Raw genomic sequence first — 17860 nt, forward strand, 5'->3', positions numbered from 1 at the left:
TTTTGCCCAAATTAGACATTAATGCATAGTGATATCAAGACCTTCGCTCACTTCTGACAAATTAACTTCTCATCATCTATGCATTATACTTTATTCAGCCTTTCGTGGCTCTTTATCATCGACCAATCTCATTTTTCCAAGCTCTGTTGTCAAATTCTCCCTTTTATACTTATACGAACTGTTCAATAAGCTTTCATCCTCATTGTAACGATTAGATTTTATCTGCAGCAAATTGCAAACAGCCTCATACATCAAATCATTCGTAAAGTAAGCGTTTCTGTGTTCCTTAAATACAGCAACACTGTCACTGAATAGCTGCTTGTATTCATCAGATACATAAATAAACATGGGAATCTGCAATGCTTTAAAGCCAGCAGCATCAGGATTACGCTTACGATAGGGATCAGCACCATGATCGCTAAAATACAGCATAGCCTGTAAATTCAAATTTGCATTGGCATACTTATAAACTTCACTCAAAACATAATCTGTATAAGCAATGCTGTCATCATAGTTCAAAACCATATCAAATTGACCGGGTTGGCTGAATTTGGCAAAGCTTTGCGGATAACGGTTAATGCAATCCTCATGACTACCCATAAAATGCAAAACAACAAAGTTATTCTTCGTCGGATCAACCTTTTTCAAGCAATTAAGCAAGTCGCCATCATATTGATACTTGCCCCTTAAATTTTTATCCTCGCTAAGCCATTCCGCATGGTCCGCAGTTTTAGCCACCATAGTAATAGGAGTATCTGCATCACTGATATAGCCTTTGTTGCTGAACCAATAGGTTTCATAACCGGCCTTTTTAGCAATATCAATTACGGTAACACTTTGATTGAATTCTTTATTATTATACTGATTTTTCTCCGTCAGAGCACGCTCTAATGCCGGCACTGTCTGGCACCTGCTTGTATAGGCATGGTTGAACAGGATAAAATTATAATTACCACGCATAGATTTCAGCCAAGGTGAATTATCATTTTTTACATCACTATACGCACTCATATAATAAGCAGAAGCTGATTCACCAATAACCATAATCACCGTGGAAGGTTTGGAGAATGCAGGCTTAGACGGCGATACAGTTAAATCCGCAAAATTTTGCTCATGATAAGTTTTAAACCTATTAGCACCTTCAAAATACTCTTTAGCAAATACATATGTCTGCATGACGCCAGTATTGAAAAACATCTTGCTTCCATAAACAACGGTAGCTAAACATATAAGCATCGCTGCAGCAACATACTTCTTGCTTAGTTTTACTGTGTTGTTAGTATAAAAATTGTTTAAATGCACAAAATACAGCAACATTAAAGCTAAAACTACAACTGCTGCCATAATTCCAAAATATCCCAGATTTAGCAGTAAATATTCCTTGGCTTCTTCAGGATTGGTCTGCAATAACGCAATAGAAGCAGCTTCAGTAATAGGATACTGATAGTTAGCAAAGTAAACTAACTGCAGACACGGTATTAAAGCTGCAATTGTATCTGCCAAACCAAAGCCAAATGCTATTATCCTGCTATCTTGCCATTTAATTAAAAGCAGGCGTAAGCATACAATAAAAGCGAAGAAATATGCACCGAACGACTCATCATAATGCTTATCAATAAAGGTTAACGTACTATGATAAGTCAGCCAATAGCAGATAGGATACACTAGAACCCATGCAACGCCAACTATTGCATGAGGCAACAATTTATTTAAATTCAACCCGGCATGTTTCCACGTAGAAACAGCTATAGCTACCGCCAAAGCACACGGAAGATAGCGACGCATTTGTAAAAACAATGTAGTCGGACGAATGCCAACGGAAGTAAAATAATAAACGCCTACTAAGACTATATATGTTAAAGCTAAACTAACAAAAAATGTTTTGGATTTAGATAAAAACCTCATATTTGTGATTTTGCACCCTTAACAACATTAAAAATGACTGATAAAGTCAGCTATATGTATTCTAAGCATCTGTCTGCCCAGTGATTTTCCCTGCATGTTTTTTCCCGGCTGAGGCATATCTACATCAGCAAAGGCAGTATTTTTTAGATATTTGTAGTACTTATCATTAAAGCCCGGCTTTAAGACAAATTCCCAAGGCTTATAGCGTCCTGCATAATGTAAAATAGCAATATCGTTTCTTGCTTTAATAGCTGAAGCTCTAAACCTATTATTAAGCAAAACCTTCGGCAATAAATCAAAAATAGGCGGAATTACATTCCACGATAACGGCAATTCCTTCCAATTATACATAAAGAGCTTGTTCAAAGCATCCTGATCATGGTGCGGGAAATTGCCTGTTGCAGCAAGCTCAATTACTTTACCGGAATAATCATTAGCACGCCACTGCTGTAAATCCATTATAACAACTCCGGAATTAAAGTACTTTTTATCTAAAGGCAAGCCAATAACCTCATGCTTCTGCTGCATCAATCGCTTGGAAGCCATAATGCCATAATCCGGCACAGCAGCTATAGCCTTCCCCTGCATATCAATGTTCCATAAAACAGCTATATCCTGCAGAACCAGCAAATCTACATCCAGATAAATTACCTTTTGCACATTCTCAGGCAATATATTGGCCATATATAATCTGAAATATGCAGCCTTGCTGATATGTCCGCTTGTATACAGCTTTTCAAAGCCCTTGTATGTCGACAAATCGCAAACAACCAGTTCTGCGTTCTTACCATCAATTGTCTGTTGTAAACCTGTAATTTTTTCAGCAGTAATACCGTCACTCAACAAGAAAAAACGCACTTTGTTTGTTTCTTCAGTATTCTCTAAGATTGACTCCATGACTACAGCTACATGCTGCGCATAATTATTATCTGCTGCTAATGCAATATTTATCGTTTTCATAACGAATCTCCTAGTATTTTTTATTTATTATACTATAAATAGCATTATTATGCTGACTTTTTCTCAATCACTAAGCCACAACTTATTTGCATTGCCGGCCAGACTATATTATAATAATTTTTAGATGATTTTATAAACAGAAAGGAAGTAACCGAATACATGTCTATTTATATTATAGCAGGCATCTGTCTTTACATCGCTTCTTATGCGTTTTATGTTACATTTTCCCACGGTCTTGGCCACAAAGCAGAATACCTGCAGCTGCGCAGATTTATTCCCTGCGCCATTTTAGCTGTGTTACCTATGTATCTGGTAAATGAGTCTTTACTCTCGCCCCAGTATCTGCTTAGCTTTTTGGTAGGTGTATCCTGGATAACAGCATATCCGCTGTTTTATTATCTTACCTACCACAAAATATCCTCGGATTTCGGCTTTCATCTAGATACAGTATTCGGCTTATACATTATCGGCTGGCTTATTTCCTTAAAGCTGCTTGTACAAGCCTTTAACATTTTCCCGGCAATCACCTTGTCACTTATCTCTCTTATGGAATACGTATTGCTGGCACTGCCATTATTTCAGGCTTCCTACTATCTCCTTTACGGAACCTGTGTAAGCACCGGTGCAGTAACTATGATTTTTGAAACCTATACTAATGAGGTTATAGAATATTTTAAATCTATGCCGTTAGCCGTACGCATCGGAACTCCGATACTTAACATCGCTCTGTTGGCAGGCTTCTTTTATTTCAATCTGACATCGGAAGCATCAATCACCGCTCCGCTGTTGCCGAATTTGGCAATAATCATTGCTTTAACTCTATTTTTAACCTATTATTTATGGAATACTAAAAAAGGTGTTTTCATCCGTACCGGTCTTATTGAATTAGTCTTGGATGTTAAAGACTATCTTGAGCAAACCAAATCATATAAAACAAACCTTGCCAAACGCGTAGCTAACCTCAATGTAACACAAACTACACCGTTCTGCAAAAAACCGGCTACGTTCATTTTGGTAATAGGCGAATCGGAATCCCGTGACTACATGAGTGCCTTCTGTAATTATCCGCAGGATACCACGCCTTGGTTAAATGCAAAGAAGCTTGAAAGAAATTATCTGTTATTCCCCAAAGCCTATTCCAGCCGCGGGCAAACCGTCCCTTCTTTAGAGCGAGCTTTTACTGAAGTTAACCAATATAATGACAAAAAGTTTTATGAATCCTGCTCCTTTGTTGATATAGCCCGCAAAGCAGGCTTTAAGATTTCATGGTTCAGTAATCAAAGCCATATCGGTGCTGCCGATACTGCGGTAACGCTGGTAGCAAATACTGCTGATACTGCAGAATGGACTAAGCTGCACCTCAATCAGGTACAATACGACGAAAGCCTATTGGGTTATTTGAAACAGATTGACGCTAATGAAAATAACTTTCTTGTTTTTCATCTCAAAGGCAGTCATTTTAATTTCATTAACCGCTATCCTCAGAAATTTGCTAAATTCAGTAAACCAGATACCTATGACCTTATTCCAAACTATATTGATTCAATTGCCTATACTGACTATGTTTTGCAGCAGATTCAGGAATACGCTGCTAAGCATTTAAATTTACAAGCTATGGTGTACTTCTCAGATCACGCTACAATGCCTGATAAACGACGTTCACCAAATTTTGGCGGGTTTGCAACAGTGCGCATCCCTCTGTTTACTTATTTTTCTGATGAGTATATTGAAAGCCATCCTCAAGTATATTCAGCACTTAAATCTAATCAGGATAAATATTGGACTAACGATTTAGCCTATGAGCTAATTTGCGGTATTTTAGATATCAAATCCAATCATTATGACGAAGCAAACAGCTTAGCATCCACTCAGTATAAATATACCAGAGATATGCTGCTAACCGACCTAGGAAAATTACATATTATCGATGATCCGGAAGGATAACCTGACAAACGCGAAACGTTAGTATAAAAAGCTAACCGCTTCGCGTTTTCTTCTTTACTTATATTTACACAATAAAATATCAGCCTATTTACTTTTTGCTTTCTGCAACTCATACAGCTTCAAATACTTCATCATAGTATAAATAAAATGCTGCAGACTGGAATATAAACCGCTCCAGCCATCAATAAAACCAAGCTGCAGTATATAAGCCCGCAGAAAGCCATAAGCCGAATGCGCAAAGCATGCTGCAAGTGAGGTCCGCTTTCCCTTTGCAAAATTATCCTCTGCCCAAATAGTAGTATAATGCCCTGCCTTATCCCACCATTGTTGCCAGGAATCATATGTATAATGTTCGATATAGCCTGCCAGCTTTTCTTTCGGCAAATCGCATACCGGTCTTTCATGCACTTTATTTTCCCAATGCACCTTATTTACAGGGAAAAGGCGCAACACTTCATCCGGTTTAAAAATGCCATGCTTATAGGTAAAACCAAAGGCATGTATTTTACGCATAATGCTGTACTGCTTTTGTGCTTTTGTTGCCATTGCTTTTTCTACAGCACAGCAAAGATCATCAGTCATTCTTTCATCTGCATCAAGATACAGCACCCATTCGGTTTTTACATGCTGTAACGCAAAATTGCGCTGCGCCGCAAAGTCATTATCCCAAGCACGGTAAACAACCTTCGCACCATTTTCTTCTGCTAATTGAACTGTTTTATCCGTACTACCGGAATCGACAATCAGCACCTCTGCTGCAACTTTCTTGGCATTCTGCACAACAGCGACTATATTTTTTTCTTCATTTTTTGTTAAAACTACTACAGTAACTTTACTCATTTTTATTTTCCTCATATTGGATTTTTTATCTAAATATCTCATATCAGCAAATAGCAATCTTCCTGTTAAACACTCACGCTAGTAGGTATATTATACCATACTTTTCATTCACAAGTTGACTATGATTATAAAAACTCTATTTAGTAATTATCAAGAAACTGCATCCGAAAAAACGATTACAAAAAAATCACTTTTCGTTTTTTCCAATCAAATATTAAGAACTACTACAAGTGAAAAAGTTGCATCGGTCCACCCATTCGTCAAGAAAAATGTAATTTATTGCACTTTTTCCTAACGAATATTATGTGCGCATATTGTTCTATTCTACAACTATATTCTGAATGTAAAAATAATGCATTCGGAAAATTAACTACCAATCGTCAAAACAGATATTTTCATTAAGAAATAAATTTAATCACTACTAAATCTCTCCGTTTACCTCTCTCCAATGCCAATCGTACTAAAAATCCCCCTGACAAATCAATGCCAAGGGGATAATACAGTCGGAGGTTTTAAGCTCATTGCCATTCACCATCCTTCAGCATATTCTGCAAGTATGGGTCTGCTCCGTAACGTCCTTCAAGATACTGCTTGTCATAAGCTGCGGTATTGTTGATACGCTCGTTGTTTTCTTTGCGGATTTCATAGAGCGAGTACAGCTCGCTGCTGTGGTTATCTCCTTCAGCGGCAAACCAAATCTCGTCACGGCGGTAAACAGTGTTTTTCATAGTTGCTATATCGTGAGAGGTGAAGATTAGTTGCGCTCCATGCGTATTTAGCTTAGGATTTTTAAACAGAGCTATGATGTAACGCAGCAGCTTCGGATGAAGCTTGGCATCTAATTCGTCAATAACAGCCAGCCGTCCTTCTGCTAAAGCAATCAGTAGTATCGGCAATGCTGCAATGAGCTTTTTAGTACCATCTGATTCATCTTTATAGGATAACTCGTAGGTTTTTCCATGCAGTGTTCTTTGCATGATGAGTTGTTTGCTATCGTTGTCGTAGCGATAGCCGTTGATATCAATACCCATATCATTTAAAGCACTTATAATTTGCCGGCGTATGGTTTTGTTATCAGACAGCATTATCTGTAATTCAGCTTCAGGATTAGCATAGCTGCGGATAATGCAGCTTTCAAACCATTTTTGAGCGTCATTGACAGCAGGGATATCATAGTTGATTGCCAAGAACGATAAGTAGGGCATCTTTGGATTTATATCTCTATTTATTGATGCTTTATTTATACTGGAGCCTAGAGTAATAACTTTTTCTTCTCGGTCAAAAATATGGGCGGTGCGTTTGCCGCCTATTTTTTTTCTGTCCAGTGCTTCGGCAATGATTTCATCATGAAGCATAGAAAGGTAATAGCGGTACTCATAGCCATTAGTACGGAAGTAAAGCAGGAATTCTGTAGGCTCATTAGAGGTTTTTTCATCAAACAGGAAAGGCGTGCAAGATACTTTTTGCTGTACTATAAGCTTAGTACGAGTTTTTTCCATATCGTAGATAGGTTTTACCACGGTGGAGATAAGGCAGGTTAAAGCCTGCAGCATATTTGTTTTACCGCCGCCGTTAGGTCCATAGATAGCTGCTACAGGTAAAAGATTACTCGCTGGCTTGCAGTAAATAATATTTTCGGCAAACTCAGGCAGATTAGCTGCCAGCATATCAAAAACTGTTTCATCTTTATATGATTTGAAATTTTTAAATGAAAATTGACAGAGCATGAAATCAACTCCTTTCATGCTCATTGTAACATTAAAAACGCCAAAAATCAATTTTATAAGCCTGTTTTAGAAAATATTTTACTGAAAACGGCATATAAAACCTAAAATTTGTTTTTTTAGCTGCTACTGGAAGTGCCTTTAGGCGTTTTTCACCCAAACTCTAAACTATTGGCATTGTTTAATATTCTATCATTTTCCCTAACGAATATCATACGCGTACATTATTCTACTATACAACTACATTTAAAGTGCAAAATAAGGAGCAGCTTAAGCCGCTCCCTATCTATTCTTCATCTTTCTTTATCCTGCGCTGCAGCAAAACAAGACGCAACGACAAAACAACAGCACTGCAGATTACGCCGATATCCAGGCTCTGCCAATAAGCAAAGGCACCATTATTGAACTTGTAATCCAAAAGCAGACCCACCGGCAGGCAAATTGCCCAATAAGCCAGCATGCTGCACCAAAATGTAGCATTAACGTCCTTGTAGCCACGCAAAATTCCCTGTATCGGCGCCGCGACTGCGTCGCCTCCCTGCCACATAATAGCGTAGATAATAAACACCTTCACCAGCTCAATGACGTGCGGATTCGTTGTATAAATGAGCGCAATATACTCACGCGCCACCAGCTCCAGCGCCATGTAACCCATAGCAATAAAAAGGCTCATCTCCAAGCCCAATGCCGTGTAATCGCGCGCCCCCTGATAGTTTTTCGCACCATATTCAACGCCCACCACGATCGTCAGCGCCAGCGAGAAGCTCATGGGGAACATATAAATAAGCGAGGAGAAGTTAAGTGCCGCCTGATGCGCAGCAATCACCTCTGTGCCGAATTTGGCAATGAAAAGCGCCACAACGCCAAAGATGCTTGTTTCCATAAAAATAGCCACACCCATAGGCACACCAATGCGCAGATATTCTGCCACCAGATGCTTTACTGGGCGCACAAAGCCCAGCACATCATACTGCTTGAACGGTTGCAGCTTCGTCACCACCACTGCGAACATCACCAAAAGCAGCCAAAAGGTGATGCCCGTTGCTACGCCGGCGCCAATGCCGCCCAGGCGCGGTAAGCCCAGCTTGCCGAAAATCAGCACATAGTTCAGGAAGGCGTTGACAGGCAGCGCCAAAAGATAAATCTTCATCGACAGCTTGGTATAACCCAAAGTATCTACAAGGCTGCGCAGCGGTGTGATAAGGAAGAACGGCAGCACGCCTATGCCAAGACCGGCCATATACCACAGCGCAATGTGATAAACCTCCGGTGCCAAGCTCATGCCCTGCAAAAACGGCGGCAGAAAGATAACGCCACCGACAATTATCAGCACAGAAAAGGCTACAGCCAACAGCATGCCATGTCGTACTACCGTAGAGATTTTTTCCTTTTCGCCTGCCCCCAACAGGTTGGCAATCAAAGGCATCGCCGCCAGCAAAATGCCTGCAAAGCAGGTCTGTACCGGCATCCAGATATTACCGCCGATGGCAGCGCCGGCCAAATCCGCATCGCCAGCCTGCCCGGACATACTGGCATCAAAAAAGTTCATGCCCATAATCGCAATCTGCGTGCCGATAATCGGCAACATAACGCTCAGCAAACGCTTAACCTTATCCTTATAATCCTTGTGTAAAATTTTTAGCATATCATTACTCCCATTTTCCCTAATATAACAAAAGCCACACGGCTGCAAACACAGTCGTGTGGCGAAAAGATGACTATTGAATCAGAAAAAATCCACAACAATTTTTCAGATTTAATTTTAACAATAAGCAGCCTGCTTGTCAAGCTCAGTCTTCTGCTTCTGCCAATTCGGAAAGATAAGCCCAACGGTCCACCATCTCATCCAGCTTTTGCTGCACAGCCTCCTGCTGCTTAGTTAAAGCTGCCAGACGGGTGAAGTCACTGCCGCATTGGTTGATTTCTGCGCCCAACATTTTCAGCTCTGCCTCACTGCGCGCAATCTCCTGGTCCAAACGCTCCAGCTCCAGGCGCTCGCCATAAGTCATTTTCTTCTTCGCAGGCTCTTCGGCAGGCTTTGCTGCAGCCACCGGCTTAGCCTTAATAGGCTGCGCCTGCTGCGCACTTTCCTCCTGCAGAGCTTCTGCATAATCGCTGTAGCCGCCGATATACGGCTTAATGCTGCCATCCTGCTCCAATGCGAAAATCTTTTGCGCAAAGCGGTCGAGGAAGTAACGGTCATGGGAAACGGCGATAACCGCACCGGCGAAGCTGTCGAGATAATCCTCCAAAACAGAAAGTGTCGGGATATCCAAATCATTTGTCGGTTCGTCCAAAAGCAGCACGTTCGGTGCCGTCATCAGCACACGCAACAGATACAAGCGGCGTTTTTCACCGCCACTGAGCTTGGACACCGGCACCCATTGCAGCTCCGGCGGGAAGAGGAAGCGTTCCAGCATCTGCGCTGCGCTGATGCGTTGGCCGTCGGCCGTTTCAATGTAATTATTCGCTTCCTTGATATATTCCAGCACACGCATATTGCTGTCCGGGAATTCGCTGTGCTGTGCAAAATAGCCAATCTTCACAGTCTGGCCTACGCGCATTTCGCCGCTCGTAGGCTGCAGCTTACCGGCAATGATATCCATCAGCGTTGATTTGCCTGCGCCATTAGGACCGACGATACCGATGCGGTCATTACGCAGCAGGATATAGCTGAAATCCTTGATATAATCCTTACCGTCCCACACCATGCCGATGTCTTCCAGCTCGATGATTGTTTTGCCAAGACGACTGCTGACGGAGGACATTTCCAGATTTGCTTCCGTCTTGACGTTCTTCACTTCCGCTTCAATCTGAGCAAAGCGCTCCACGCGGTCCTTCTTTTTGGTACGGCGTGCTTCCGCACCACGGCTAATCCACGCCAGCTCACGGCGATAGATGTTACGCAGCTTTTGCGCAGCAGAGGCCTCCGCAATACGGCGTTCCTCACGCTTTTGCAGAAAGAGGCTGTAGTTGCCTACATAAACATAGCCCTTGCCGCCATCTATCTCTAAAGTGCGGTTAACAACACGGTCAAAGAAATAACGGTCATGGGTTACCATCAGCAGCGCACCCTTGCGCGCCAACAGCTTTTGCTCCAGCCAGGCAACAGTGGCGTTATCCATATGGTTGGTAGGCTCGTCCAAAATCAGCAGATCCGACGGACGCACCAGCACACCGGCCAAGGCCACACGCTTGCGCTGGCCGCCGCTCAGCTCGCCCATCTGCTGCTGCAGATTAGTAATGCCAAGCTGCGTAAGCACTGCCTTCGCTTCGCTTTCCAGCTGCCAGGCATATTTATCATCCATCTGCTGCTGCAAATCAAGCAAATGCTTTTGCAGCTTTTTGTTATCAGGCTCCGCTGCAGCCTGCTCCACCGCAGTTTCGTAATCACGCAACAGCACCATCAGCGGCGAATCGCCTTTAAAAACCTGCTCCAATACAGTTGCATCTGCCTCAAACGGCGGGTCCTGCGGCAGATATTCCATCACCACGCCGCCGGGAATCGTCAGCTTGCCGTCACCGGCCTCATGATGGGCAATCATGCGCAGCAAGGTACTTTTACCGGTGCCATTAACACCGATAATACCGTACTTGTCACCCTCTTCTACGTTAAATGTAATATTTTCAAACAACAATCTGTCGCCATAGCTGTACGACAAATCCTCTGCACTTAAAATCATTTTACTTATCTCCCTGTGAAACATTTACACTCTAAAATTATAACACGCCTGCGGATAAAAGTAAAAAGGACGAACCGCTAAGGCTCGCCCTTCGTATTGCTAATTCACTGTTACCTGTAAATTTTCGTTTTCCTCTGCTGCGTCCTGCAAAACCTGCAGCAGCTGCTCGCCATACCAGCCCAGCTTTTCATTGTCGGTAATATCAGCAGGCACAATAATCTGCGTCGGCTCGGCAATTTCTGTCAGGCAATCATACAACGCGTCTAAATTGGCACCGTAATGCGCAGGCAATGCCAGTGCGCTGCGCAGATATTTATGCAGCGCAGGCACAGAGGTCATGCGCTCAAGGTCTAATGTGATTGTTCTCATAATAATCTCCTTATTTTCCGTAAAGCTTGCTGAAGGACTTGTAGTGATCACCGGTATAGTAAATCAGACCATCGTTGGAAAAGACAATGCGCTTCGCGTTACGATTACCCTTCACATAATCAATGTCACATTCCTTCCAGTTACGGCCGTTTTTCTTCGGCAGCTTACCCTCGTAATTGCCGTAGCGGTCGCCGCCGATGGATTTACCGGGTGCAACCTTGTCGAGGGTGCCTTTTGTCTGCCAGCCCAGCTTTTTGGCCTCGTTTTTCGTGATATAGTTGTGCGGCAATCGCTTATATTCGTTGATGTAGGCAGCAACATGCTCCTTATCGGTGTAGGCAGCGCTTTCGCTGATTTTGATTTTGCCGCTGTTGGCCTTGACGTTGGCCGCAGTGTTCTGGCCATTGTTGCTCTTGGTTGTATTAACATTTGTTGTCTGGGTTGTCTGCTTATCGTTGGTCTTGGGACTGTTACTGCCGCAGCCGGCAATTACGCTGACGCTGAGCAGCATCGCCAGTAAGAACGCTAAAAGTTTTTGCATAAGTATGCTCCTTTCGTTTTCTTTTCATTATATCATATACAAAAAATCGGCGCACCATATCATGATACGCCGCCCCGGTATCACATACTTAAAGATATTGGTGTCATTCAATCAATTTTGCCGATGAAGCGGTAGAAGATTTCTACCTCCTGTTCCCGGCTTCCGTCTTCGTTCTTGACCGCCTCATGGACAAGGATTTTTTCAATCAGCGTGTTCAAGAGTTCAGCGGTGAGTTCCGTGGGATTGACGCACTCTTTCATCAAGGCAATCCATTTTTCTGCGTCTGCGGCACTCTGGCTTTCAGCGGCAATAGCAGATTGAAGCTGTTCAATCTTTTCTTCCAGTTCCGCCTGTTCGCTTTGGTACTTCCCGGACAGCATATTGAAGTTGTATTCTGTGATACGCCCCGCCGCCCAGTCCTCATACATCCGGGCAAACAGGGTATCGACCTCGGCTTTCCGCTTCTCCGCTTTTTTCAGTTCAGCAGCCTGTTTTTTTCTTGCGGCGGCCTGTCCTTTGTCATTGGCGTTCAGCAGCCGTTTCAAAAGCTGTTCTTCATCGTGCTGTACCAGCGCCGACCAGTATTGCAGACGGGAGAGGACATAGGCGTAAAGCACATCATAGCGGATGTAGTGCATGGAGCATTGGCGTGTGCCTTGCCCGTTCTTGCTACAATGGTAGTAGCCATAGGGCTTGCTGTTCTGTCTGTTCTCCCCGTAGGCCAGCGACCAGCCGCAGTCCGCACACTTTATCAGCCCCGCAAAAATCTGTGTCGTGCCATTCTTGCGCTCCCTCCGGCGGCTTGCGATCTGCTCCTGTACCTGCCGGAAAACCTGTTCGCTGATAATCGGCTCCTGCGTGTTCTCCACCCGCACCCATTCGCTTTGGGGCTTGCGTATCCTCCGCTTGTTCTTAAAGGAAATATTGGTCTCCCGGTAGTGGATGGTATGGCCGATGTAGGTTTCATCTTTCATAATGCTTTTGACCTGCGCTATCGTCCATGCGTAGCCTTTTTCCTCTGGTGCGCCAGCATAGATATTGGCGAAAGTCCCGTCACGCTGGAAGTTGATAAATCCCGGCGTCGGTACTTTTTCCGCAATCAATATCCTTGTAATGCTGGCCGCCCCTTTGCCGTGAATAGCAAGGTCAAAAATCTTCTCCACGATCCAGCGGGTTTCCTCGTCGATTATCAGCTTGTTCTTGATTTCCGGGTGCTTCTTGTACCCGAGGGGAGCATAGGCGCTGATACGCTGTCCGGCGGCAAACTTTGCCTTGAAAGCAGTTTTTACCTTGCGGCTGGTGTCCTTTGCGAACCATTCGTTGAACAGGTTTTTGAATGGCACAAAATCGGACAGTCCCTTTTCTGTGTCCTCATTCTCCGCAACGGCGATGTACCGCACCCGTTTTTCCGGGAACAGAAATTCCAGATAGTAGTCCATCATCACATGCTCCCGCCCGAAACGGGACAGGTCTTTGGTGACAATGCAGTTTACTTTTCCGGCTTCCACATCGTCCATCATGCGCTGGAAACTCGGACGCTCGAAGTTTGTCCCACTCCACCCATCGTCCACATATTCTCCGACCACATGAAGCCCCTGCTCCCTTGCGTACTGTTGCAGGATTGTCCGCTGCGTTTCAATGCTTACGCTGTCACCATAGCTTTCATCGTCACGGCTTAACCGCATATAAAGAGCCGTGTTGTAAATGGTAGTATTGTAAGGTTGTTTCACCGTAAAAATCCTCCTTCTAAAGAAACAACCCACGCTTACAATACTTTTGCTCCATGGCAATTATATCATAAGCGTGGGCGTGTATCAACGATGGGTCACGAAGAAGCTGCCCTTGCCGCCGTGTGCCGGACGACATCCACAATCAGATCGCCAATCGGACGACCGCCAGCGGCAAAATGTTCGGAGATTTTGATACGGTTTTTCCCACATACAAAATACTGTGTGCCGTTCTCGTCAGTAATGACCTGCCCGGTGTGTATTGTATCAATAATGTCGCTTTCGCTTTTTACCATCCAGTGTCCTCCGTATGATTATTTTTCATCATGCAGCTTGAATTTCTGTTCATAGCGTTTACCTCCCTCTTGTTCGCTGCTGCCGTTTCAGCTCCGCCAGCACTTCCGGCGGGATACGGCCAACCAGCCTTTGCATATTTTCCAGTTCGCTTTCCAGCTTTGCCCGTTCCATGCGGTCTTTCATCTTGCCGCTTTCACTGGCCTTTGCCCTTGATTCCAGCTTTTGATTTTCTTCCAAAAGGTCTTTGATCGTGACCTTGTATTTTTTCAGCTGCCCGGAGAAGTTCTCCATCTGCGGAAACCATTTTTTCAGCATGGAGAGGGCTTCTTCTTTTTTCTTTCCGGCGTTCAGCGGGTTTATGCCGTCAAGGGCGGCTTCAATGGCTCTGGCCTGTTTGGAGAGGGAAACCGCCTGTTTGAACAGCCGGGTGGGAATGTGCTTCCGGCCTGTCTTGCTGGCGCTCTCCCCACGCTCCAAATCCGGGTATTTTTCCACCATGTAAGCGTGAAAATCGTCCTGCCACTTCGTCAGGTTTGCCCGGTTGCCAATGATTTCTTTGGCGCACAGGCGGTTGTCCTTTGTCAGCGGCACAAAGGTCAAATGCAGGTGGGGCGTTTTCTCGTCCATGTGTACCACCGCCGACACGATATTTTCCCGGCCTACCCGGTCAATGAGGAAATCCGCCGCCCGCTGGAAAAATGTCTGTATTTCCTTTGGGGATTTCCCCTTGAAAAACTCCGGGCTGGCAGTTATCAGGGTATCGACAAACCGGGTGCTGTCTTTTCTCGTCCGGCACCCGGCCTGCTCGATACGGCTCTGAATGAAGTGGTAATAGCGTCCCTCCGGCTTGACGATATGGAAGTTGTACTTGCTTTTGGCTGTGTCAATGTCGGGGTTGCTGGCGTACTGTTCTTTCTGGCGTTCGTGATGGGCTTCCAGCGGCCTTGCCGGGTTGCCCTTGTGCTTCTCAAAACGCAAGATTGCGTGTTGTGCCATGAAACTCCTTTCCCCATTCCTTTCCCATCCGGGGTTTTCCACAGGGAAAATCCCGCCGGAAATAGCTCGGATAAGATTGGAATGGATAGAATCTAAATCAATCTTTTAATCTTTGTATTTCTATATACCGTCCGGTTTCCGTACTTCTCACGGGTGATTTCCGTACTTCATGGGTACGGTTTTCAGCCCTCCGGCGTACCATAACCGGATTTCTTGAAGTCGGTGTTTGGAACCGCTTCATAGGATTTTGGGTAAATGCGATTGGGTTTTCCACAGCCCTGCTTCTGGATCTCTATCAGCCCGGCGTATTGCAGTTCCCGCAGGGTATTCACCGCCTTTTGCCGCCCACAGCGGAGCAGGTCAACCACCTCGCAAATGGGATAATACAGATAAATCCGCCCATACTCGTCCGCCCACCCATTTTCCCGGGATAACTCCGTCCGGCGCAGGATAAAGGCATACAGCAGCTTTGTCTCATTGGACAGGGGCTTGAATGTAGGTGCTTCAAAGAGGAAATTGGGGAGCCGGGTGAAGCTGAACGCCTGTTCCGGCTGATGAATGTAAATCGTGTTTGTCATAGCGTGTTTTGTGGACGGTTAGAAGCCTGTTTTCCGGGGTGGGCGATAATTTATACCACCCGCCCCGGTTTGGGGCTTGCGAAGCCTGATAAATCAAGGCTTTTTTCGCTCCTAACTGTCCACACAAGACCTCCTTTTCCGTTCACTTTCTGTTTTCTGCCGCCTGTGAACTCTGGCGGCACAGCCGGGGCAGTATTTAGCCTGGTTGGATTTGGGGACGAACACGCCGCCGCAGACTGCACAGCGTTTCAAGTCCTTATCCCGGAAAATCTCTGCTTCCAACGCCCCGTCCAGCGGCAAGACTGCCCAGCGGAACCACTTGCAGCAGACCGAGAAAGAAACCGTCTGCGGGCAGGTGCAGGTGTCCCCATCGTCAAGGGCAATGCAGTTGCCGTCCTCACAGCAACAGCACTCCCGGCGTATCAGGGCGCTTGCCCGTTTCCGCTGCGCCGGGGTCATGCGGTAAAGGGAACCGTCCGGCCTGCATTCCAGCGGCGGCAAGTCTTTGTAGGGATTATTTTTCATGCGTTCCCTCCGTTTTGCTTTCCGCTGCCGTTCTCCCCGAAAAGGCTTCCTGCCCCATTCCTGCGGCGTGTTCCGGCGTTGGCACGCTCCCCATAACTTCGGGACAACTTGTCCCAAAGTGACCTCTGGACAAAGTGTCCAGAAGTCGGCTCCTTGCGGTGCTTCCCCAGCCGGGGGTATTCCTTTTCGGACGGTCATTCGGTTTTCAAGGTGCTGTCCATCGATGAACTAACCTAAGTCTACACCGAAATGACCGCCCGTCCCGTATATCCGAAAGGTGGGAAATCTGCCTGAAAATCCCCCCATTTCCACGCTCTCGGAATTGTGGTAGAATGGAAGAAACTGAACAGTAAATTTGAAGTTGTGGAGGTAACACATAGATGGATCAAGGTAGAATTATTGTAATCACAGGTTCGCCGGGGACGGGGAAAACTACAACGGCATCTACTGTTGCAAAAGAATCGGATTTGGAAAAATCTGTGCATATGCACACAGATGACTTTTATCATTATTTGAGTAAAGGGGCAATACCACCATATTTGCCAGAATCAAATGAGCAAAATTTGATTGTCATTGAAGCATTTTTAGAAGCCGCGAAGCGATATGCTCGTGGTGGATATGATGTAATTGTAGATGGTATTGTAGGACCGTGGTTTTTAGAGCCGTGGCTCAACATTGTTCAAGAGCATTATGAAGTACACTATATCGTTTTAAGAGCAAGTAAAGAAGAAACTATGAAGAGAGCTATCAAACGCTCAAAGTTAGACAGAGAAACAAATATTGAATTAGTTGAAACGATGTGGGAACAATTTTCCAATTTAGGAATCTATGAATCAAATGTTATTGATACAACTACGCACTCAGTCAAAGATACTGTATCAGCAGTAAAAGAAAAAATTGTAAGGGGTACTGCTTTACTGCTTTAGGCAATTCCAGTTTGTCGAGCAGACAAGGAGGGAGAACATGGAACTATCCATACAAGAACGCCTGAAAGACCTGCGTGTGGAGCGTGGCCTGACGCTGGAGCAGCTTGCGGAAGAAACCCATCTCTCCAAGTCTGCGTTAGGCAGCTATGAGGGGGACAAGTTCAAGGACATCAGCCACTATGCCCTTATCCAGCTGGCAAAGTTTTACGAAGTGTCCGTTGATTATCTGCTGTGCCGTTCTGAAACAAAAAATCACCCAAACGCCGATCCTGCAGACCTGCGTTTGAGTGATGATATGATTGAATTTTTGAAAAGCAGGCTGGTGGATAATGCCCTCCTGTGTGAACTGGCGACGCACCCGGATTTTCCCCGGCTCATGGCTGACCTTGAAATCTATGTAAACGGCATAGCGGCAAAGCAGGTACAGGGGGCAAACGCCATTGTGGACGCTGTGAGTGCAACGATTATGAAACAACACAATCCCGGCTTGACTGACCCGCAGCTGCGACAGCTTATCGCCGCCCACATTGACGACGACAGCTTTTGCCGCTATGTGATACAGCAGGACATAAACAAGATAGCCCTTGACCTGCGGGAAGCCCACAAGGACGATTTTTTCAGTGTCCCGGAGGACAATCCTCTGGAAGATTTCTTGCAGACCGCCGAAGAAGCCGCCAGCCCAAACAGCGACCCGGAACAGGCTGCGATGGCCTTTATCTGCAAGCGGCTCAAACTGAACTATGGGAAGCTGTCGGAGGAGGAAAAGAAATGGCTGAAAAGGATTGCACAGAAGTCGGACTTGCTGAAAAATCCAAACCCGCAGCGGGGAAGAAAATGAGAAATTA

General features: G+C 45.0%; 16 protein-coding genes. 3 read left to right on the top strand and 13 right to left on the bottom strand.

Annotated features, from left to right (window positions below; genetic code table 11):
• Positions 1-90: 90 nt before the first annotated feature.
• Together M5E81_RS09220 and M5E81_RS09225 are read right to left on the bottom strand one after the other, a co-directional pair.
• The gene (locus tag M5E81_RS09220) at positions 91-1905 is read right to left on the bottom strand and encodes a phosphoethanolamine transferase family protein (protein WP_249747341.1); all 1815 of its coding nucleotides are present in this window, start codon (positions 1903-1905) and stop codon (positions 91-93) included.
• 27 nt (positions 1906-1932) lie between these two features.
• Positions 1933-2865, bottom strand: coding sequence for a glycosyltransferase family 8 protein (locus M5E81_RS09225; protein WP_249747342.1), 933 nt, complete (start codon positions 2863-2865; stop codon positions 1933-1935).
• A 159-nt stretch (positions 2866-3024) separates the two neighbouring features.
• Here M5E81_RS09225 and M5E81_RS09230 point away from each other — a divergent pair, with 159 nt between their 5' ends.
• Positions 3025-4809, top strand: coding sequence for a phosphoethanolamine transferase family protein (locus M5E81_RS09230; protein WP_249747343.1), 1785 nt, complete (start codon positions 3025-3027; stop codon positions 4807-4809).
• Positions 4810-4893: 84 nt separating this feature from the next.
• On the opposite strand, the gene M5E81_RS09235 is transcribed toward M5E81_RS09230, so the two are convergent.
• The 11 genes from M5E81_RS09235 to M5E81_RS09285 all read right to left on the bottom strand — a co-directional run bounded on the left by M5E81_RS09235 (position 4894) and on the right by M5E81_RS09285 (position 16089).
• Complete coding sequence (locus tag M5E81_RS09235; protein ID WP_249747344.1) at positions 4894-5649, bottom strand: glycosyltransferase family 2 protein; 756 nt, start codon at positions 5647-5649, stop codon at positions 4894-4896.
• A gap of 518 nt (positions 5650-6167) precedes the next feature.
• Entirely contained in the window at positions 6168-7376 is a 1209-nt protein-coding gene (locus tag M5E81_RS09240) for an AAA family ATPase (protein WP_419720861.1), read from the bottom strand.
• A gap of 283 nt (positions 7377-7659) precedes the next feature.
• The gene (locus tag M5E81_RS09245) at positions 7660-9018 is read right to left on the bottom strand and encodes an MATE family efflux transporter (RefSeq protein WP_249747346.1); all 1359 of its coding nucleotides are present in this window, start codon (positions 9016-9018) and stop codon (positions 7660-7662) included.
• A gap of 145 nt (positions 9019-9163) precedes the next feature.
• Positions 9164-11056: an ABC-F family ATP-binding cassette domain-containing protein gene (locus M5E81_RS09250; RefSeq protein ID WP_249747347.1), complete on the bottom strand. Its 1893-nt coding sequence runs from the start codon at positions 11054-11056 to the stop codon at positions 9164-9166.
• Positions 11057-11155: 99 nt separating this feature from the next.
• The gene (locus M5E81_RS09255) at positions 11156-11425 is read right to left on the bottom strand and encodes a barstar family protein (protein ID WP_249747348.1); all 270 of its coding nucleotides are present in this window, start codon (positions 11423-11425) and stop codon (positions 11156-11158) included.
• A 10-nt stretch (positions 11426-11435) separates the two neighbouring features.
• Positions 11436-11966 (bottom strand): ribonuclease domain-containing protein, encoded by a 531-nt coding sequence (locus tag M5E81_RS09260; RefSeq protein ID WP_249747349.1) that lies wholly within the window; start codon positions 11964-11966, stop codon positions 11436-11438.
• Between the two features lie 107 nt (positions 11967-12073).
• Positions 12074-13651 carry a recombinase family protein gene (locus tag M5E81_RS09265; RefSeq protein ID WP_074073548.1) on the bottom strand — a complete coding sequence of 526 codons (1578 nt, stop codon included), beginning with the start codon at positions 13649-13651 and terminating at the stop codon, positions 12074-12076.
• A gap of 140 nt (positions 13652-13791) precedes the next feature.
• Positions 13792-13989 (bottom strand): hypothetical protein, encoded by a 198-nt coding sequence (locus M5E81_RS09270; RefSeq protein ID WP_032548367.1) that lies wholly within the window; start codon positions 13987-13989, stop codon positions 13792-13794.
• Between the two features lie 58 nt (positions 13990-14047).
• A complete protein-coding gene (gene mobV / locus M5E81_RS09275; protein ID WP_249747350.1) occupies positions 14048-14986 on the bottom strand; it encodes a MobV family relaxase in 939 nt (312 codons plus the stop codon).
• A 182-nt stretch (positions 14987-15168) separates the two neighbouring features.
• A complete protein-coding gene (locus M5E81_RS09280) occupies positions 15169-15564 on the bottom strand; it encodes a replication initiator protein A (RefSeq protein WP_249747351.1) in 396 nt (131 codons plus the stop codon).
• A gap of 111 nt (positions 15565-15675) precedes the next feature.
• Positions 15676-16089 (bottom strand): cysteine-rich VLP domain-containing protein, encoded by a 414-nt coding sequence (locus M5E81_RS09285; protein WP_249747352.1) that lies wholly within the window; start codon positions 16087-16089, stop codon positions 15676-15678.
• 380 nt (positions 16090-16469) lie between these two features.
• On the opposite strand from M5E81_RS09285, the gene M5E81_RS09290 reads away from it, so the two are divergent.
• Both M5E81_RS09290 and M5E81_RS09295 read left to right on the top strand, forming a co-directional pair.
• Entirely contained in the window at positions 16470-17015 is a 546-nt protein-coding gene (locus tag M5E81_RS09290; protein ID WP_021391068.1) for a P-loop nucleotide/nucleoside kinase family protein, read from the top strand.
• Between the two features lie 37 nt (positions 17016-17052).
• Positions 17053-17853 carry a helix-turn-helix domain-containing protein gene (locus tag M5E81_RS09295; RefSeq protein WP_249747353.1) on the top strand — a complete coding sequence of 267 codons (801 nt, stop codon included), beginning with the start codon at positions 17053-17055 and terminating at the stop codon, positions 17851-17853.
• Positions 17854-17860 lie beyond the last annotated feature (7 nt).

The sequence above is a fragment of the Phascolarctobacterium succinatutens genome, from assembly GCF_023497905.1.
Classification (GTDB): Bacteria; Bacillota; Negativicutes; order Acidaminococcales; family Acidaminococcaceae; genus Phascolarctobacterium_A; species Phascolarctobacterium_A succinatutens.